We start from the raw sequence: 18,120 nt of genomic DNA, 5'->3' as shown, positions 1-18,120 counted from the left end.
CGGCGATTTTAAGTCAGTGCCGGCTGCAGCGCTGACCGATTAAAAAAGCACCCGGCTGCGGATGGTGCCGGGCACCTGGGCCAGCTTTTCCTGGGCCAGTTCCGACGACGCCGCGTCGATGTCCGTCACCACGTAGCCCACCTTCTCGTCGGTCTGCAGGTACTGCGACGCGATGTTGATGTGGTTGTCCGCGAACACCTGGTTGATGGCCGACAGCACGCCCGGCACGTTGTGGTGGATGTGCAGCAGCCGGTGCTTGCCAGGGTGGGCCGGCAGCGCCACCTCGGGGAAGTTCACCGAGGTGATGGAGGTGCCGTTGTCGCTGTACTTCACCAGCTTCTCGGCCACCTCGCCGCCGATGTTGGCCTGCGCCTCCATCGTCGAGCCGCCGATGTGCGGCGTGAGGATGACGTTGTCCAGCCCGCGCAGCGGCGACTGGAATTCCTCGTTGTTGCTGCCCGGCTCGACCGGGAACACGTCGATGGCCGCGCCCCAGAGCTTGCCGCTCTTGACGCCCTCGGCCAGCGCGTCGATGTCGACCACCGTGCCGCGCGCGGCATTGATCAGGATGCCGCCCGGCTTCATCGCGGCGATCTCGGCCGGGCCGATCATCCACTTCGTCGACGGCAGCTCGGGCACATGCAGGCTCACGATGTCGCTCTGCGCGAGCAGGTCGTGCAGCCGCGACACCTGGCGCGCATTGCCCAGCGGCAGCTTGCTCACCACGTCGTAGAAGGCGACGTGCATGCCCATCGACTCGGCCAGTACCGACAGCTGGGTGCCGATCGAGCCGTAGCCCACGATGCCCAGCGTCTTGCCGCGGATCTCATGCGATTGCGCCGCCGACTTCATCCAACCGCCTCGATGCACCAGCGCGTTCTTGGCCGGGATGCCGCGCAGCAGCAGAATGGCTTCGGCCAGCACCAGCTCGGCCACCGAGCGGGTGTTGGAGTACGGCGCGTTGAAGACCGCCACGCCGCGTTCGCGCGCCGCGTTCAGGTCGACCTGGTTGGTTCCGATGCAGAAGCAGCCGACGGCCACCAGCTTGGGCGCGGCCGACAGCACGTCGGCCGTCAGCTTGGTCTGGGACCGGATGCCGAGGAAGTGAACGTCGGCCAGCTTGGCCTTGAGCTCCTCGCCCTGCAGGGCCTTGGGCAAGGTCTCGATCTGGGTATAGCCCGCGCCGCGCAGGACCTCCAATGCCGACGCATGGATGCCCTCCAGCAGGAGGAACTTGATCTTGCTTTTGTCGAGGGAGGTCTTGCTCATGGCGGTCATGGAGGCCCCCGACAGGGCTCGGAGGCAGAGCCGAAAAACGATTGGAAATGCTAGCATGGTGCAGCGCAGCACGCTTACGGGGCGCCGTTGGGCACATGGCACCAAAAGGGTTTCCCCGCTTGGTGGCTCGCCGCCCTCCATGCGACAAATGTGACGCGGCTGTGTCACACGCAGCCCCTAGCATCCGCGCTTCTCACATCCCCCCTCAGGAGTCTTCATGCGATTCAAAACGCTCGCCCTGGCCTCGGCGCTGGCAGCCACCCTGTTCAACACGGCACAGGCCCAGACCGAAATCCAGTGGTGGCATTCGATGACCGCCGTCAACGGCGAATGGGTCAACGACCTGGCCAAGCAGTTCAACGAGAGCCAGAAGGACTACAAGATCGTGCCGACCTACAAGGGCACGTACGACGAATCGATGACGGCGTCGATCGCCGCCTTCCGCGCCGGCAATGCACCGCACATCCTGCAGGTCTTCGAGGTGGGCACCGCGACCATGATGGCCAGCAAGGGCGCCATCGTGCCGGTCGGCCAGGTCATGAAGGACGCGGGCGAGAAATTCGACCCGGCCGCCTACATCCCCGCCGTGGCCGGCTACTACACCGCGCCGAACGGGCAGATGCTGAGCTTCCCGTTCAACAGCTCGACGACGGTCTTCTACATCAACAAGGACGCCTTCAAGGCCGCCGGCATCGACACGACGAAGCTGCCGTCGACCTGGCCTGAAGTGGCCGCCGCCGCCGCCAAGCTGAAGGCCAGCGGCCACAAGTGCCCGTTCACCACGGCCTGGCAGGGCTGGACCCAGCTCGAGAGCTTCTCGGCCTGGCACAACGTCGAATTCGCGACCAAGAGCAACGGTCTGGCCGGCCTCGACGCCCGCATGAAGATCAATTCGCCGCTGCACGTGCGCCACATCGAGAACCTGGCGAACATGTCCAAGCAGGGTCTGTTCATCTACAAGGGCCGCGGCAACGTGCCCGAGGCCTCGTTCGTGTCGGGCGAGTGCGCCATGATCAACACGTCGTCCGGCTTCTACGGCAACGTCGCGAAGAACGCCAAGTTCGCCTACGCCGTGGCACCGCTGCCCTACTACCCCGACGTGCCCGGCGCCCCGCAGAACACCGTGATCGGCGGCGCCAGCCTGTGGGTGATGTCGGGCAAGAAGCCGGCCGAGTACAAGGGCGTGGCCAAGTTCTTCAGCTTCATCTCGCAGCCTGAAGTGCAGTCCGCCAGCCACAAGCGCACCGGCTACCTGCCGGTGACGATGGCCTCGTACAAGCTCACCGAGGACTCCGGCTTCTACAAGCAGAACCCCGGCACCGACGTGGCCGTGACGCAGATGATCCGCAAGGTGACCGACAAGAGCCGCGGCATCCGCCTTGGCAACTATGTCCAGATCCGCGCCATCGAGGACGAGGAACTCGAGCAGGTCTGGGGCGGCAAGAAAACCGCCAAGGAAGCGCTCGACTCGATCGTCAAGCGCGGCAACGAGCAGCTGGAACGCTTCCAGAAAGCCAACAAGAGCTGAGCCTTGAAGTGGCCTCGGCCACAGTAGACTCGCCCCGCCGCGCTTCCGAGCCCGGCGGGTTTTCTTTATCCAGGGTTCCTATGGAAAAACGCGTCTTCTTCCGCTCCGGCTGGCTGCCGTGGCTTCTGCTGACACCGCAGATGCTGGTCATCCTGGTGTTCTTCTTCTGGCCTGCGGGTCAGGCGCTGTTCCAGTCGCTGCAGCAGCAGGATCCGTTCGGCACCTCGGTCGAATTCGTCGGCCTGGACAACTTCCGGCAGCTGTTCGACGACCCGAGCTACGTCGAGTCGTTCAAGACCACCGCGCTGTTCTCGGTGCTGGTGGCCGGCATCGGCATCAGCCTGTCGCTGATGCTCGCCGTGTTCGCCGACCGCGTCGCGCGCGGTGCGACCTTCTACAAGACCATGCTGATCCTGCCCTACGCCGTGGCGCCGGCCGTCGCGGCGGTGCTGTGGGTCTTCATGTTCTCGCCCTCGCTGGGCGTGGTGGCCTATGCGCTGGGCAAGGTCGGCATCGACTGGAACCACCTGCTCAATTCCGGCCATGCCATGACGCTGATCGTGATGGCCTCGGTGTGGAAGCAGATCTCGTACAACTTCCTGTTCTTCCTGGCCGGCCTGCAGTCCATTCCGAAATCGCTGATCGAGGCCGCCGCCATCGACGGCGCCCGCCCGTGGCGCCGCTTCTGGACGGTGCAGTTCCCCCTGCTCTCGCCGACCACCTTCTTCCTGCTGGTGATCAACGTCGTCTACGCCTTCTTCGACACCTTCGCGATCGTCGACGCGGCGACGCAGGGCGGTCCGGGCAAGGACACGGCCATCCTGGTCTACAAGGTGTACTACGACGGCTTCAAGGCCATGGACCTGGGCGGATCGGCCGCGCAATCGGTGGTGCTCATGTTGATCGTCGTCGCGCTCACAGTGATCCAGTTCCGCTACGTCGAGAAGAAAGTGAATTACTGATGCCCCCACGTTCCTCACTTCGTGTATTCACTGCCCCCCGAGGGGGCGAGGCCTCCCTTGGGGCGGCCCGGCGGGAGTCCTGACATGGTCGAAAAACGCGGAACCCACGGGATCCTGGCGCATGTGGTGATGGTGCTGGGCGTCTTCATCGTCGCCTTCCCGCTCTACCTGGCCTTCGTCGCCTCCACGCACACGGCGCAGGAGATCGTGCAGGCGCCGATGCCCCTGCTGCCCGGCAGCAACATGCTCGACAGCTACAAGGGCGCGCTGTTCGGCCGGGATTCGGCAGCGGGCTCCAATGCGCCCGTGGCCCACATGATGTGGGTCAGCTTCGTGACCGCCATGGTGATCTCGATCGGCAAGATCGCCATCTCGCTGCTGTCGGCCTTCGCCATCGTCTACTTCCGCTTCCCCTTCAAGAAGCTCTGCTTCTGGGCGATCTTCGTGACGCTGATGCTGCCGGTGGAAGTGCGCATCCTGCCGACCTACCAGGTGCTGTCGGACCTGCACATGCTCAACACGTATGCGGGCCTCACGGTGCCGCTGATCGCGTCGGCCACCGCCACCTTCCTGTTCAGGCAGTTCTTCCTGACGGTGCCCGAGGAACTCACCGAGGCCTCGCGCATGGACGGTGCGAGCCCGATGCGCTTCTTCTTCGACGTGCTGCTGCCGCTGTCGAAGACCTCGATCGCGGCGCTGTTCGTGATCCAGTTCATCTACGGCTGGAACCAGTACCTCTGGCCGCTGCTGGCCACCACCGGCGAAGACATGTACCCGGTGGTCGTGGGCATCAAGCGGATGATCGCCGGCGGCGACGGCCAGAACGAATGGAACGTCGTGATGGCCACCGCCATCCTGGCGATGCTGCCGCCTGCACTGGTGGTGGTGCTGATGCAGAAATGGTTCGTCAAGGGCCTGGTCGACACAGAAAAGTAAACAAGAAGATATGGCTGCTCTTTCCCTTCGCAACGTCATCAAGCGCTACGGCGTCGGCCCCAAGGCCAACCAGGTGATCCACGGCGTGAGCGCCGAGATCGCCGACCATGAATTCATCGTGATCGTCGGCCCCTCGGGCTGCGGCAAGTCCACGCTGCTGCGCATGGTCGCCGGGCTGGAAGAAATCTCCGCCGGCGAGATCGCGATCGGCGGACGCGTGGTGAACAACCTCGAACCCTCCGAACGGGACATCGCGATGGTGTTCCAGAACTACGCGCTCTACCCGCACATGAGCGTGTTCGACAACATGGCCTACGGCCTGAAGATCGCCAAGGTGCCGGTGCCCGAGATCAAGACGCGCGTCGACAAGGCGGCGAAGATTCTGGAACTCGGCCACCTGCTCGAGCGCAAGCCGCGCGAGCTATCGGGTGGCCAGCGCCAGCGCGTGGCCATGGGCCGCGCGATCGTGCGGCAGCCGCAGGTCTTTCTGTTCGACGAGCCGCTGTCGAACCTCGACGCCAAGCTGCGCGCCCAGACCCGCATCGAGATCCAGAAGCTGCACCGCGAACTCGGCATCACCTCGCTCTTCGTCACGCACGACCAGGTCGAGGCCATGACGCTGGCGCAGCGCATCATCGTGATGAACGGCGGCGTGATGGACCAGTTCGGCACGCCCGAGGAGGTCTACAACCGTCCGGCCACCACCTTCGTCGCCAGCTTCATCGGCTCGCCGCCGATGAACCTCCTCAAACACGCGCCCGGCGTGCGCCCCGGCCACATCCTCGGTGTGCGGCCGGAACACCTCAAGCTCGACCAGACCGGCTGGACGGTGCAGGTCGAGCACGTCGAACTGCTGGGTGCCGAGCGCCTGGTGTACGGCCGCATCGGCGACGAGCAGATCATCATGCGCACCGACGAGGCCGACCGCCCGCCGGTGGCCGGCGACACGGTGCACATCTCCGCCCCCCCGGAACGCCTGCACTGGTTCGACGCCGGCTCCGGAAAACGTGCTACCTGACGATGCGCGCTGACTGGCCCTACCCCCGCTGGGTCGCCCACCGCGGCGCCGGCAAGCTCGCGCCGGAGAACACGCTGGCGGCTTTCCGGCTGGGCGCGCAGCACGGCTACCGCATGTTCGAGTGCGACGCCAAGCTGAGCGCCGACGGCGTGCCTTTCCTGATGCATGACGCCACGCTGGAGCGCACGACCAGTGGCCGCGGCATCGGCGGCGACCAGCCCTGGCACGCCCTGTCGCAGCTCGACGCCGGCAGCTGGCATTCGCGCGCCTACGCCGGCGAGCCCCTGGCCACGCTGGAAAACGCCGCGCGCTTCTGCCTGCACAACGGCTACCTGCTCAACATCGAGATCAAGCCGACGCCCGGTGTCGAGCGCCGCACCGGCGACGTGGTGGCGCGCGACGCCCAGCGGCTGTGGGCCGGCCAGGCGATCCCGCCCTTGATGACGTCCTTCAAGACCGAAGCGCTGGCCGGCGCACGCGACACGGCGCCCGAACTGCCGCGCGGCCTGCTGCTCGATACGTTGTGGGACGGTTGGCTGGCCGCGGCACACGATCTCGGCTGCACGGCCATCGTCTGCAACCACGCGCTGTGGGACGTACACACCGTCGCGCAGGCCCGCGATGCCGGCCTGCGCACCCTGAGCTACACGGTGAACGACGAGTGGGCGGCCGAGCGGCTGATCGCGCTCGGCACCGACGGCGTCATCACCGACCGGGTCGACCTGTTCAGCCCCGCCGGCTGAGCACCGGCAGCCCACCGGCCGGTAGCGTTCTGTCACCGGCCGGGCTTCCATAATCGACCGGATGACTTTCCTTCCACGCTGGCTCGCGGTCTGGCTCCTGGCGACGGTGCTCGCCACGGCGGGCGCCGCCTGGGCCCAGGGCCCGACCGCGACCTCCGCGCCAACCAGCGCCGCCGCGCTCGATCCCGAGGTCACCGTACCCGCACTGCGCGCGCGGCTCGACAAGATTCCCGAGACGGTCGAGCGCAACGAGGACATCACCGCCTTCGTCGCCGAGACGCAGGACATCGTCGCGCTCGCCCAGCGCTTCGTGACCTCGCGCGCGGGCCCCCTGGCCGACCTCAACGCCCGTCTCGGCGAGTTGGGCACGGCGCCGCCCAAGGGCTCGGCCGAGGACCCCGACATCACACGCCAGCGCGCGGCCCTGGAGAAGGAGCGCAATGCGCTCGACGCCGACATCCGCCTCGCCCGGCTGGTATCGGTCGACGCCCAGCAACGCGCCAGCGACCTGCGTTCGCAGCGCCGCGCCCTGTTCGAGGCCCGTCTGCTCGAGCGCTCGGACTCGCCCTTGGGCGGCGCCTTCTGGCGCGGTATCGCGGCCGCCTGGCCGGCCGACAGCGCGCGGCTGAAAACCTTCGAGGCGGAAGTGCGCACCGGCGCCTCGACCGCCCTGCGCGGCGAGCACGGCGGCATGGTCACGACGGCCCTCATCGGCGCGCTGCTGCTGGCCTTCGTCGGCACCTGGGCCGCCGAGCACGCCCTGACGCAGGTGGCGGCCCGGGTCTTTCCGATGGGCCGCCTGCGGCGTTCGCTGCTGGCGCTCAGCACGGTGGTGGCGACGGTGTTCATCGTCGGGCTGGCGGCGCAGTGGGCCTGGCAGTCGCTGCAGGGCGCCGGCGAGTGGGGACCGATGGCGGAGCGCCTGGGCGATGCGATGGCCCGCTTCGCGCTCTTCGTGGGCTTCGTGATCGGCCTCGGACGGGCACTGCTGGCGCAGCGCCGCCCGTCCTGGCGGCTGCCGCCGATGGCCGACGGCATGGCCGCGCGCATGGCCTTCTTCCCGTGGCTGATCGCCGGCGTCAGCACGCTGAGCTGGCTCACCACGCAGGTCAACACGATCATGGATGCGAGCCTTGCGGCCACCGTGGTCACGCATGCGGCGAGCGCGCTGACGCTGACCGCGCTCACGGCCATCATGGTGCTGCGCCTGCGCCTGCCCGAGGCCGACCTCGGCACCGCCGACCCGGGCAAACCGGCCGACGCCAAGCGCACCGAAACGCCGGCCGCTGCGGACGCCCCCCTGCCCGAGCGCCCCCTCTGGGTCGGCCTGCTGACCGGCGGCGTGGCGGCGGTGCTGATCGCGATCTGCGTGCTGGTGGCCGTCGGCTACGTGTCGCTCGCCAGTTTCATCGCCAGCCAGCTGGTCTGGACCGGCGTGGTGGCCGCGGCGGCCTACCTGCTGTTCAAGTTCGCCGACGACCTGTCCATGGCCCTGCTGTCCTCGCGCAGCAATGTCGGCCAGCGCCTGCAGAAAAGCCTGAACGTGGCGCCAACGACCCTGGACCAGGCGGCCGTGGTGCTGTCGGGCGTGATCCGCATCACGCTGTTCTTCTACCTCGTCATCGCGCTGCTGGCGCCGCTGGGCACCACGCCCGACGAGCTGTTCGAGCGCAGCGGCAAGGTCGGCGCCAGCCTCAAGGTGGGGCAGTTCGAGCTGGTGCCGGGCGCGCTGCTGGGCGCGCTCGGGGTGCTGGTCATCGGCTTCGCGGTGCTGCGCGTCTTCAAGCGCTGGCTCGACAACAGCTACCTGCCGAGCACCACGCTCGAGCCGGGCATGCGCAGTTCGCTCACCACACTGCTGGGCTACGTCGGCGGCATCCTGGTGATCGCCTCGGCGCTGTCGGCGCTGGGCATCGGCGTGGAACGCATCGCATGGGTCGCCAGTGCGCTGTCGGTGGGCATCGGCTTCGGCCTCCAGGCCATCGTGCAGAACTTCATCTCGGGCCTGATCCTGCTGGCCGAGCGGCCGGTGAAGGTGGGCGACTGGGTGGTGCTCGGCACCGCCGAAGGCGACGTGCGGCGCATCAACGTGCGCGCCACCGAAATCCAGCTGGGCGACCGCTCGACGCTGATCGTGCCGAATTCGGAATTCATCACGAAGACCGTGCGCAACATGACGCTGGCCAACGCCGAGGGCCGTGTGCTGATCCGCCTGCCGATGCCGCTGACCACCGACGCCAACCGGGCGCGCGAGGTGCTGCTGGCCGCCTGCAGCGCGCACGACGGCGTCCTGCCGACGCCCGCGGCCTCGGTGATGCTCGACGGCATCGAGAACGGCTTCCTGATCTTCCAGGTGATCGCCTACGTGCAGAGCCCGCGGCTGGCCGGCGGCGTGCGCAGCGACCTGCTCTTTGGCATGCTCGACGGCCTCAAGCAGGCCGACCTTCCGCTGGCCGCCTATGCGGCGGCGCCCGCCCCTCAGCCACCCGTGCCGGGTGAGCCGGTGCCGGTCACGGCAGCGCCGGTTCCGGCCGGCTAACGGCGATAGCCGCCTGCCAGGAACCACTGCACGCTGCCGCACACCACGACCAGCGCGGCATAGGTGGCCATCTTTCCATCGCGGCCGAAGTACCCGAGGCCAACCGCCAGCACGGCCACGCCCGCAATGAAGTTGACGACGAACTGCGCCCAGAAGCCGGGCGACCCGGCCTGCCGGCGCAGCAGCCACCGTGCGGCCAGCACCAGCGTCAGCGCCACGAAGAAGGCGGGCGCGACGAAGTTGAGCAGATGGTCGATGAAAGCGAGGGGCGGCATTCGGGGCAGTGGAGAACGGGGCATGCCGCAGCGGCGGGACGGGACTTGCGCGGCGTCAAACGGCACGACGCTCCACAAATTTTATAATCGCGGTCTATGTCAGTCTGGGCCTTCGGGTTGAACCACACGACCGCGCCGCTCGACCTGCGCGGTCGTTTCGCGTTCGCGCTCGACCAGATCGCCCCCACGCTGCAGAGCCTGCGCAGTTCCTTCGCGTCCGGCCGGCACCCGGCCGTCGAGGCGGCCATCATCTCCACCTGCAACCGCACCGAGATCTACTGTGCCGCCGACCATGCCGCCGCGCTGGACCACGCGGTCGGCTGGCTGGCCGAAAGCGGCGGCGTCGCCCCGGCCCTGCTGCGCTCGCACGCCTACACCCTGCACAACGACGCCGTGGCGCGCCACGCCTTCCGGGTGGCCAGCGGGCTCGACTCCATGGTGCTGGGCGAGGCGCAGATCCTCGGCCAGATGAAAGACGCCGTGCGCGCCGCCGAAAGCGCCGGCGCGCTGGGCAGCACGCTCAACCAGTTGTTCCAGCGCTCCTTCGCGGTCGCCAAGGAAGTGCGCACCGCCACCGAGATCGGCGCGCACTCCATCAGCATGGCCGCCGCCGCGGTGCGCCTGGCCAGTCAATTGTTCGAGGACATCCGGGAAACGCGCGTGCTCTTCGTGGGCGCGGGCGAGATGATCGACCTGGCCGCGACGCACTTCGCCGCCAAGGAGCCGAAGTCCATCACCATCGCCAACCGCACGCTCGAGCGCGGCGAGAAGCTGGCCACGCGCTTCGGCGGCACGGCCATGCGGCTGGCCGACCTGCCGGCGCGGCTGGCCGATTTCGACATCGTCGTGAGCTGCACCGCCAGCACGCTGCCGCTGATCGGCCTGGGCGCGGTCGAGCGGGCGCTCAAGCAGCGCAAGCACCGCCCGATGTTCATGGTCGACCTGGCCGTGCCGCGCGACATCGAGCCCGAGGTGAAGGCGCTGGAAGACGTTTACCTCTACACCGTCGACGACCTCGCCCAGGTGGTGCAGCAGGGCCAGGCCAACCGCCAGGCCGCGGTGGCGCAGGCCGAGGTCATCATCGACGCCGGCGTGCAGAACTTCATGCACTGGCTGGGCCAGCGCGGCACCGTGCCGCTGATCCAGCAGCTCAATGCGCAGACCGACGAGTGGCGTGCCGCCGAGCTGGCCCGTGCGCGCAAGCTGCTGGCCAAGGGCGAATCGGTCGACGCGGTGCTCGAGGCGCTGTCGCGCGGCCTCACGCAGAAGATGCTGCACGGCGCACTGGCCGAACTGCATGCCGGCGATGCCGCCGCGCGCGCGCAGACGGCGCAGACCATCTCGCGCCTGTTCCTGCGCAGCGAACCGCGCAAAGAGCGTTAGCGACGCGGGTTCGCAGGGTGGCCCGCAGCGGCCGCCGCTTCCGTCGCTCGTGGCGACGCCCCTCTCTTTCTTCTGGTCGTTCTCTCCGTGAAACCCTTCCTGCGCCACCAACTCGAGCGCTATGCGCAACGCCTCGGCGAGCTGGACTTCCTGCTCTCGCGCGAGGACATCATGTCCGACATGGCGCAGTACCGCGTCATCTCGCGCGAACACGCCGAGGTCACGCAGATCGCCGGGCGTTATGCCCGCTACCAGCAGCGTGAGGCCGACCTGGCGGGTGCGCGCGAGATGCTCGACGACCCCGACATGGCCGAGATGGCGCACGAGGAGATCGCCGCTGCCGAGGAAGATCTGCACAAGCTCGAGGACGAGCTGCAGCGCCTGCTGCTGCCCAAGGACCCGGACGACGCACGCAACGCCTTCCTGGAAATACGCGCCGGCACCGGCGGCGACGAATCCGCCCTGTTCGCGGGCGACCTGCTGCGCATGTACACGCGCTACTTCGAACGCGTCGGCTGGCGCTGCGAGGTGGTGAGCGAAAGCGAGAGCGAACTGGGCGGCTACAAGGAGGTCGTGGTCCGCGTGGTCGGTGACGATGTGTTCGGCAAGCTGCGCTTCGAGTCCGGCGGCCATCGCGTGCAGCGCGTGCCCGCCACCGAAACGCAGGGCCGGATCCACACCAGCGCGTGCACGGTGGCCGTGCTGGCCGAGCCCGACGAGACGGTGGCGGTGCAGATCAACCCGGCCGACCTGCGCATCGACACCTATCGCGCCAGCGGCGCCGGCGGCCAGCACATCAACAAGACCGACTCGGCGGTGCGCATCACACACATCCCGACCGGCATCGTCGCCGAGTGCCAGGACGACCGCAGCCAGCACCGCAACAAGGCCAAGGCGCTGCAGGTGCTGTCGGCCCGCATCCAGGAGAAGGACCGCAGCGAACGCGCCGCCAAGGATGCGGCGCTGCGCAAGGGCCTGGTCGGCAGCGGCGACCGCAGCGACCGCATCCGCACCTACAACTTCCCGCAGGGCCGGCTCACCGACCACCGCATCAACCTCACGCTCTACAAGCTGCAGTCGATCATGGAAGGCGACCTGGGCGACGTGCTCGCCGCCCTGCAGGCCGCGCGCGAGGCCGAGCAGCTGGCCGAGCTGGAATCGAGCCTGCCGGCATGACCGACGCGGCTGTCCCCATCGACGAGGCCGCGCCGACCACGGTGGCGCAGGCCCTGCGTGACATCGCGGCGCTGGGCATCGACCGGCTCGACGCTCAGTTGCTGCTGCTGCACGCCCTGGGCCGGCCGGTGCACGAGCGCGCCTGGCTGCTGGCGCACGATGGCGATGCATTGCCGGCCGGCACCTGGGCGGGCCTGGCGGCGCTGTGCGCACGACGCCGGGCGGGCGAGCCGGTGGCCTACCTGCTGGGCGAGAAGGAATTCCACGGCCTGCCGCTGCAGGTCGACGCCCGCGTGCTGGTGCCGCGGCCCGACACCGAGACGCTGGTCGACTGGGCACTGGAGGTGGCGCAGGGCCGGGAACGCCCGACGGTGCTCGACCTTGGCACCGGCAGCGGCGCGATCGCCCTGGCGCTGCAGCATGCGCGGCCCGATGCCGGGGTCGACGCGGTCGATGCGAGTGCCGACGCACTGGCCGTGGCGCGCGAGAACGCGCGGCGGCTGGGGCTGCCGGTGCGCTTCGCCCAGGCCGACTGGCTGGCGGGTGCGGCCACGGGCTACGACCTGATCGTCTCCAACCCGCCCTACATCGCCGCCGGCGACCCGCACCTGCCGGCGCTGGCGCACGAGCCCGCATCGGCACTGGTCTCGGGCGCCGACGGCCTGGACGACATCCGCCGCATCGTCGCCGACGCGCCGGCCCACCTGGCGCCCGGCGGCTGGCTGCTGCTCGAGCACGGCCACGACCAGGCCGCCGCGGTGCGTGCGCTGCTGACCGCCGCCGGCCTGGAGGCGGCGCAGTCGCGCCCCGACCTGGCCGGCATCGAACGCTGCTCCGGCGCACGGCGCGCCGGGGCTTGACCCCCACGGGCGGCGGAGAAACCGCTGCAGTGAAATAATCCACCCAGCCCATTCCAGGAGTCCCCACCATGCCCGACGCTCAGCAACGCATCGACGACCTCGTCAAGACCAACGACATCGTGCTCTTCATGAAGGGCAACGCCAGTTTCCCGATGTGCGGCTTCTCCGGCCGCGCGATCCAGATCCTCAAGGCGGTCGGCGTCGACACCAAGGCGCTCAAGACCGTCAACGTGCTGGACGACCAGGAAATCCGCCAGGGCATCAAGGAATACAGCAACTGGCCGACGATCCCGCAGCTCTACGTGAAGGGCGAATTCGTCGGGGGCTCGGACATCATGATGGAGATGTACGAGTCCGGCGAGCTGCAGCAGGTGATAAACACGCCCGCCTGAAACGGCTGACACGCGGGACCGCTGTCGCAAACACGGGAAAGCGCGAAAACATCCACATTCGATGGTGTCCGGCACGCCTTATGCTGTGTTGGACTGTCCGTCATCGGAGGTGTTCATGGATTCCCGCTCGTCCCACGACCTGGTCCCTGCTTCGTCGTCGTTTCAACTGCCCGTGGCGCAGCTGCGCAGCGTGTTCCAGCCGCACGACGTCGAACGCAAGCTCGCCAAACTCCCCGACCGCGAGCACGAACACCTGCGCATCACCTACGAGCGCATGCTCGAACGCGGCCCCGACCGCTTCCAGGTCAAGCCGAGCGGCGTGCCCGACATGGCCTCGCTCTACGCCCAGCTCCCCAACTTCACCGACGTGCTCGACGACGTGCGCCGCCACGTCGCCCTGGCGCAAGACAGCCGCGACGGCCTCGAAGTGACGCCGATCCTGCTGCTCGGCCCGCCGGGCATCGGCAAGACCCACTTCGCGAAGAAGCTGGCCGACCTGCTGGGCACCGGCATGTCGCTGGTGCCGATGAGCTCGATGACGGCCGGCTGGCTGCTCTCGGGCGCCTCGTCGCAATGGAAGGGCTCCAAGCCGGGCAAGGTGTTCGAGGCGCTGGTCGATGGCGAGTACGCCAACCCGGTGATGGTGATCGACGAGATCGACAAGGCCGGCACCGACGCCCAGTACGACCCGCTCGGCGCGCTCTACGGCCTGCTGGAGCACGACACCGCGCATGCCTTCGTCGACGAATTCGCCGAGGTGCCGATCGACGCCAGCCAGGTCATCTGGATCACCACCGCGAACGACGCGCGCGGCATTCCGGAACCCATCCTCAACCGGATGAACGTGTTCGAGGTCGAGGCGCCGTCGCACGAGGCGGCGCGGCAGATCGCGCGGCAACTTTATGCGTCGATCCGCGCCGACCACGACTGGGGCCGCCTCGTGTCGCCCGAGCCGAGCGACGACGTGCTCGATCACCTGGCGACCGTGGCGCCGCGCGAGATGCGGCGGGCGCTGATGACCGGCTTCGGCAATGCCCGCCTCGCGCACCGCGAAGACGTGCAGGTGGACGATCTGCCGCGCGGCACCGCAGGCCGCAGCCGCATCGGCTTCATGCAGTAAGCGACGGGCCACGGCGGAGGGCGGCCGCCGTGGCACCATTGGCGGGCTGTTCGCGCTCGCCATGACCCTCACCCAAAGCATCCTCATCATCATTGCGCTCATCGCCCTGAGCGCCTTCTTCTCGCTGGCCGAGATCACGCTGGCCGCCTCACGCCGCCTGCGTCTGCGCCAGATGGCCGACGAGGGCGACGTGCGGGCCGAGCGGGTGCTGCGCGTGCAGGAACAGCCCGGCCACTACTTCACCGTGGTGCAGATCGGCCTGAATGCCGTCGCCATCCTGGGTGGCGTGGTCGGCGAAGGCTCGCTCAGCCCCTATTTCGCACGGGTCTTCGACCTGTGGTTCAGCCCCGACACGGCGCAGGCGGCGGCCTTCACCGCGTCCTTCGTCACCATCATCGCGGTGTTCCTGGTGTTCGCCGACCTGTTCCCCAAGCGGCTGGGCATGAACAACCCCGAACGGCTGGCGGTGCGCATGGTCGGCCCGATGCAGGTGCTCATCACCACCTTCATGCCGCTGGTGTGGCTCTTCACCCGCAGCACCGACCTGCTCTTCAAGCTGCTGGGCATGCCGGCGCACCGCGACGAGCAGATCACCTCGGCCGACATTCTCGCCATGACCGAGGCCGGCGCGCGGGCCGGCGTGCTGGCCGTGCGCGAGCAGCAGGTGATCGCCAACGTGTTCGAGCTCGACACCCGGCTGGTGAACAGCGTGATGACCTCGCGCGACCGCATCGCCTGGTTCCAGAAGGACGACCCCGAATCCGTGCTGCGCGCGCGCATCGTCGCCGAGCCCTTCTCGGCCTACCCGGTGTGCGACGGTGACATCGACCACGTGCTCGGCTACGTCGACGCCAAGGACATGTTCCAGCGCGTGCTCAGCGGCCAGCCGCTGGCGCTCGACCAGGGCGTGCCGCTGCACAAGGCGCTGGTGGTGCCCGACCGGCTGTCGCTCACCGAGGTGCTCGAGCAGTTCCGCCACGCGCACGAGGACTTCGCGATCATCGTCAACGAGTACAGCCTGGTGGTCGGGGTGATCACGCTCAACGACGTGATGAGCACGGTGATGGGCGACCTGGTCGGTCCGCAGGACGAGGAGCAGCAGATCGTTCGGCGGGACGAGAACTCCTGGCTGATCGACGGCGTGACGCCGATCCAGGACGTGCAGCGGGCGCTGGACCTCGACGCCCCTCTGCCCCACGCCGACGAGTACGAGACGCTGGCCGGCTTCCTGATGGTGATGCTGCGCCGCGTGCCCAAGCGCACCGACAGCGTGAGCTGGGGCGGCTACACCTTCGAGGTGATGGACGTCGACAGCTACCGCATCGACCAGGTGATGGTGACCGACGTCGAAGGCGCGGCTCAGGCGGCGGCGCGGTCCTTGAAGGCGTAGATCCGCTGGTTGGCGAAGATCGCGTCGGGGTACGGCGCGCGGCCGCGGCTGCCGTTGTAGCGCCCGAGCGTCATGAAGAGGTCGCCGCGTTCGCGGTCGAGGTAATGGCGCAGGATGACGCAGCCGAAGCGCAGGTTGGGCTGCATCTTGAACAGCTGGTTGGCATCGCCGTCACCGATCACCCGCGTCCAGAACGGCATGACCTGCATGAGCCCGCGCGCGCCCGCGCTCGAGATGGCCCACTTGCGGAAGTTGCTCTCCACCTGGATCAGCCCGAGCACCAGACTCACGTCGAGCCCGGCCCGCTTGCTCTCGTACCAGACCGTCTGCAGCAGCTCGAGGCGCTCCTGGTGGCCCGGGATCTTGCGCTTGAGCCGCTGGCTCATCTCGCCGAGCCAGCGCAGGTACGCCAGGCGCGAATCGGTGTCCTGGAACTCGAGCTGCGGCGGGGCGTTGCTGTGGATCGCAGCGCTCAGCGCGTTGCGCACCGAATCGATCAGCGGCTCCTCGATCTGCGCGCCGGCCCGTGCGCTGCGCGGCAGGGCCAGCATCAAGGCACCGGCCGCGGCGCCGCCGAGCGCCATCCGACGAAGCACCAGCCGACGAGACAAGGGCGAGCCTCGGTCCGCCGCCGGCTTCATCGTCATGCAGCGAGCTTGGATTGCAGGAAGCCGAGCGCCGCCGCGGCCGGCACCTTGGTGGCGACCGTCTCGCGCCGATGCTGGTACTCGAACTGGCCTTCCTTGATGCCGCGGTCGGAGATCACCAGGCGGTGCGGCACGCCGATCAGCTCCCAGTCGGCGAACATCGCGCCGGGACGCTCGCCGCGGTCGTCGAGCAGCACGTCGACACCGGCCGCCAGCAACTGCTCGTAGAGCATTTCGGCCGCAAGCTTGACCTCGGGGCTGCGGTCCATGCCGATCGGGCACAGCACGACGGTGAACGGCGCCAGCGCGTCGGGCCAGATGATGCCGCGCTCGTCGTGGTTCTGTTCGATGGCCGCGGCCGGCAGGCGCGTGATGCCGATGCCGTAGCAGCCCATCTCCAGGAACTGCGGCTTGCCGCCTTCGTCGAGGAAGGTGGCGTTCATGCTCTTGCTGTACTTGGTGCCGAGCACGAAGACGTGACCGACCTCGATGCCGCGCTCGATGGCGAGCACGCCCTTGCCGTCGGGCGAGGCGTCGCCGGCCACCACGTTGCGGATGTCGGCCACCAACGTGGGCTCGGGCAGGTCGCGGCCCCAGTTCACGCCGGTCATGTGGAAGTCGACCTCGTTGGCGCCCGTGGTCCAGTCGGACATCACGGCGACCTCGCGGTCGGCCACGATGGTGACCGGGAGCCCCACGAGATTGAGAGGGCCGAGGTAGCCCGGCTTGCAACCGAAATGCGCGTCGATCTCGGCCGTGGTCGCGAAGCGGAAACCCTGCTCCATCCCCGGCAGCTTGCTCACCTTGATCTCGTTCATGTCGTGGTCGCCGCGCAGCAACAGCAGCCAAATTCGCGAGCCCTGCAGATTCCCGGCGTCGTCCAGCACGTCCGTCGCCAGCACCAGCGACTTCACCGTGGTCGACAGCGGCATGCCAAGCAGCTGCGCCACGTCGGCGCAGGTGCTCTTGCCCGGGGTCGGCGTCTTGGCGAGCGGCTTCGTGGCGGCGCCGCGCGGGGCGGTCGGCGCCAGCGCCTCGGCCTTCTCCATGTTCGCGGCGTAGTCGCTGTCCGGGCAGTAGACGATGGCGTCCTCACCGGTGGCGGCGATCACCTGGAACTCCTCGCTCAGGTCGCCGCCGATGGCGCCGCTGTCGGCCGCCACCGCACGGTAGGTCAGGCCGAAGCGGTCGAAGATGCGGCGGTAGGCCTGCGCCATGGCCTGGTAGCTGCGCTTGGCAGCATCGAGGTCGCGGTCGAAGCTGTAGGCGTCCTTCATGGTGAACTCGCGGCCCCGCATCAGGCCGAAGCGCGGGCGGCGCTCGTCGCGGAATTTGGTCTGGATCTGATAGAAGTTGCGCGGCAGTTGCTTGTAGCTGCGGATCTCCTGGCGCGCGATGTCGGTCACCACTTCTTCGCTGGTCGGCTGCACGACGTAGTCGCGCTCGTGGCGGTCCTTGATGCGCAGCAGTTCGGGGCCCATGGCCTCGAAGCGGCCGGTCTCCTGCCAGAACTCGCCCGGCTGCACCACCGGCATGGTCAGCTCGACGGCGCCGGCACGGTTCATCTCCTCGCGCACGATGGCCTCGACCTTGCGGATCACGCGCAGGCCCATCGGCATGTAGGTGTAGATGCCCGCACCGAGCTTCTTGATCATGCCGGCGCGCATCATGAGCCGGTGGCTCGCGACTTCGGCATCGGCCGGCGCTTCCTTCAGGGTGGAGACAAAGAAACGGGAAGCTTTCATCGGTCGCGCTCGAAAGGGTGTCGAAAAGGGGTGTCGAAACGGGGGATCGGCCGGCCGTCGGCGGCTTGCCGCAGGAACCGCTCACTTGCCGAGTGCGACCCGGCAGGCATAATCGACGCAGTTCAAAA

At 68.3% G+C, this 18,120-nt stretch carries 16 protein-coding genes; 12 read left to right on the top strand and 4 right to left on the bottom strand.

Annotated features, from left to right (window positions below; all coding sequences use genetic code 11):
• Positions 1-39: 39 nt before the first annotated feature.
• Positions 40-1,269 carry a phosphoglycerate dehydrogenase gene (gene serA / locus N8A90_RS11820; RefSeq protein ID WP_262075071.1) on the bottom strand — a complete coding sequence of 410 codons (1,230 nt, stop codon included), beginning with the start codon at positions 1,267-1,269 and terminating at the stop codon, positions 40-42.
• A gap of 226 nt (positions 1,270-1,495) precedes the next feature.
• Here serA and ugpB point away from each other — a divergent pair, with 226 nt between their 5' ends.
• From ugpB to N8A90_RS11790, 6 genes are all read left to right on the top strand, one after another.
• On the top strand, positions 1,496-2,806 hold the full coding sequence (gene ugpB, locus N8A90_RS11815) for a sn-glycerol-3-phosphate ABC transporter substrate-binding protein UgpB (protein WP_262075070.1): 1,311 nt from the start codon (positions 1,496-1,498) through the stop codon (positions 2,804-2,806).
• An 80-nt stretch (positions 2,807-2,886) separates the two neighbouring features.
• On the top strand, positions 2,887-3,768 hold the full coding sequence (ugpA, locus tag N8A90_RS11810; RefSeq protein ID WP_262075069.1) for a sn-glycerol-3-phosphate ABC transporter permease UgpA: 882 nt from the start codon (positions 2,887-2,889) through the stop codon (positions 3,766-3,768).
• An 84-nt stretch (positions 3,769-3,852) separates the two neighbouring features.
• Positions 3,853-4,704 (top strand): sn-glycerol-3-phosphate ABC transporter permease UgpE, encoded by an 852-nt coding sequence (gene ugpE / locus N8A90_RS11805; protein ID WP_262075068.1) that lies wholly within the window; start codon positions 3,853-3,855, stop codon positions 4,702-4,704.
• A 10-nt stretch (positions 4,705-4,714) separates the two neighbouring features.
• Complete coding sequence (gene ugpC, locus N8A90_RS11800) at positions 4,715-5,722, top strand: sn-glycerol-3-phosphate ABC transporter ATP-binding protein UgpC (RefSeq protein WP_262075067.1); 1,008 nt, start codon at positions 4,715-4,717, stop codon at positions 5,720-5,722.
• A 2-nt stretch (positions 5,723-5,724) separates the two neighbouring features.
• The gene (gene ugpQ / locus N8A90_RS11795; RefSeq protein WP_262075066.1) at positions 5,725-6,465 is read left to right on the top strand and encodes a glycerophosphodiester phosphodiesterase; all 741 of its coding nucleotides are present in this window, start codon (positions 5,725-5,727) and stop codon (positions 6,463-6,465) included.
• A 61-nt stretch (positions 6,466-6,526) separates the two neighbouring features.
• Positions 6,527-9,004, top strand: coding sequence for a DUF3772 domain-containing protein (locus N8A90_RS11790; protein ID WP_262075065.1), 2,478 nt, complete (start codon positions 6,527-6,529; stop codon positions 9,002-9,004).
• On the opposite strand, the gene N8A90_RS11785 is transcribed toward N8A90_RS11790, so the two are convergent.
• On the bottom strand, positions 9,001-9,279 hold the full coding sequence (locus N8A90_RS11785) for a hypothetical protein (protein WP_262075064.1): 279 nt from the start codon (positions 9,277-9,279) through the stop codon (positions 9,001-9,003). The genes N8A90_RS11790 and N8A90_RS11785 overlap by 4 nt on opposite strands.
• A 96-nt stretch (positions 9,280-9,375) precedes the next feature.
• On the opposite strand from N8A90_RS11785, the gene hemA reads away from it, so the two are divergent.
• The 6 genes from hemA (at position 9,376) to N8A90_RS11755 (ending at position 15,600) form a co-directional block, all read left to right on the top strand.
• On the top strand, positions 9,376-10,662 hold the full coding sequence (hemA, locus tag N8A90_RS11780; RefSeq protein WP_262075063.1) for a glutamyl-tRNA reductase: 1,287 nt from the start codon (positions 9,376-9,378) through the stop codon (positions 10,660-10,662).
• Between the two features lie 87 nt (positions 10,663-10,749).
• Positions 10,750-11,838 (top strand): peptide chain release factor 1, encoded by a 1,089-nt coding sequence (gene prfA / locus N8A90_RS11775; RefSeq protein ID WP_262075062.1) that lies wholly within the window; start codon positions 10,750-10,752, stop codon positions 11,836-11,838.
• Positions 11,835-12,698 carry a peptide chain release factor N(5)-glutamine methyltransferase gene (gene prmC, locus N8A90_RS11770; protein ID WP_262075061.1) on the top strand — a complete coding sequence of 288 codons (864 nt, stop codon included), beginning with the start codon at positions 11,835-11,837 and terminating at the stop codon, positions 12,696-12,698. The genes prfA and prmC overlap by 4 nt, the downstream gene beginning before the upstream one ends.
• Before the next feature lie 68 nt (positions 12,699-12,766).
• Entirely contained in the window at positions 12,767-13,090 is a 324-nt protein-coding gene (grxD, locus tag N8A90_RS11765) for a Grx4 family monothiol glutaredoxin (protein WP_262075060.1), read from the top strand.
• 115 nt (positions 13,091-13,205) lie between these two features.
• Positions 13,206-14,210 (top strand): AAA family ATPase, encoded by a 1,005-nt coding sequence (locus tag N8A90_RS11760; protein WP_262075059.1) that lies wholly within the window; start codon positions 13,206-13,208, stop codon positions 14,208-14,210.
• A 61-nt stretch (positions 14,211-14,271) separates the two neighbouring features.
• Complete coding sequence (locus N8A90_RS11755) at positions 14,272-15,600, top strand: hemolysin family protein (protein WP_262075058.1); 1,329 nt, start codon at positions 14,272-14,274, stop codon at positions 15,598-15,600.
• Here N8A90_RS11755 and N8A90_RS11750 read toward each other — a convergent pair.
• A complete protein-coding gene (locus tag N8A90_RS11750; protein WP_410087665.1) occupies positions 15,570-16,247 on the bottom strand; it encodes a lytic transglycosylase domain-containing protein in 678 nt (225 codons plus the stop codon). The genes N8A90_RS11755 and N8A90_RS11750 overlap by 31 nt on opposite strands.
• Positions 16,244-17,992: a proline--tRNA ligase gene (locus N8A90_RS11745; protein ID WP_262075057.1), complete on the bottom strand. Its 1,749-nt coding sequence runs from the start codon at positions 17,990-17,992 to the stop codon at positions 16,244-16,246. Before N8A90_RS11745 ends, N8A90_RS11750 begins: the two co-directional genes overlap by 4 nt.
• Positions 17,993-18,120: the final 128 nt, after the last annotated feature.

Origin of the sequence: Variovorax sp. N23, from assembly GCF_025486315.1 — a bacterium.
Taxonomy (GTDB): Bacteria; Pseudomonadota; Gammaproteobacteria; order Burkholderiales; family Burkholderiaceae_C; genus Variovorax.
The sequence above is the reverse complement of the archived record's forward strand: the minus strand, read 5'-3'. Positions and strand labels throughout refer to the sequence as shown.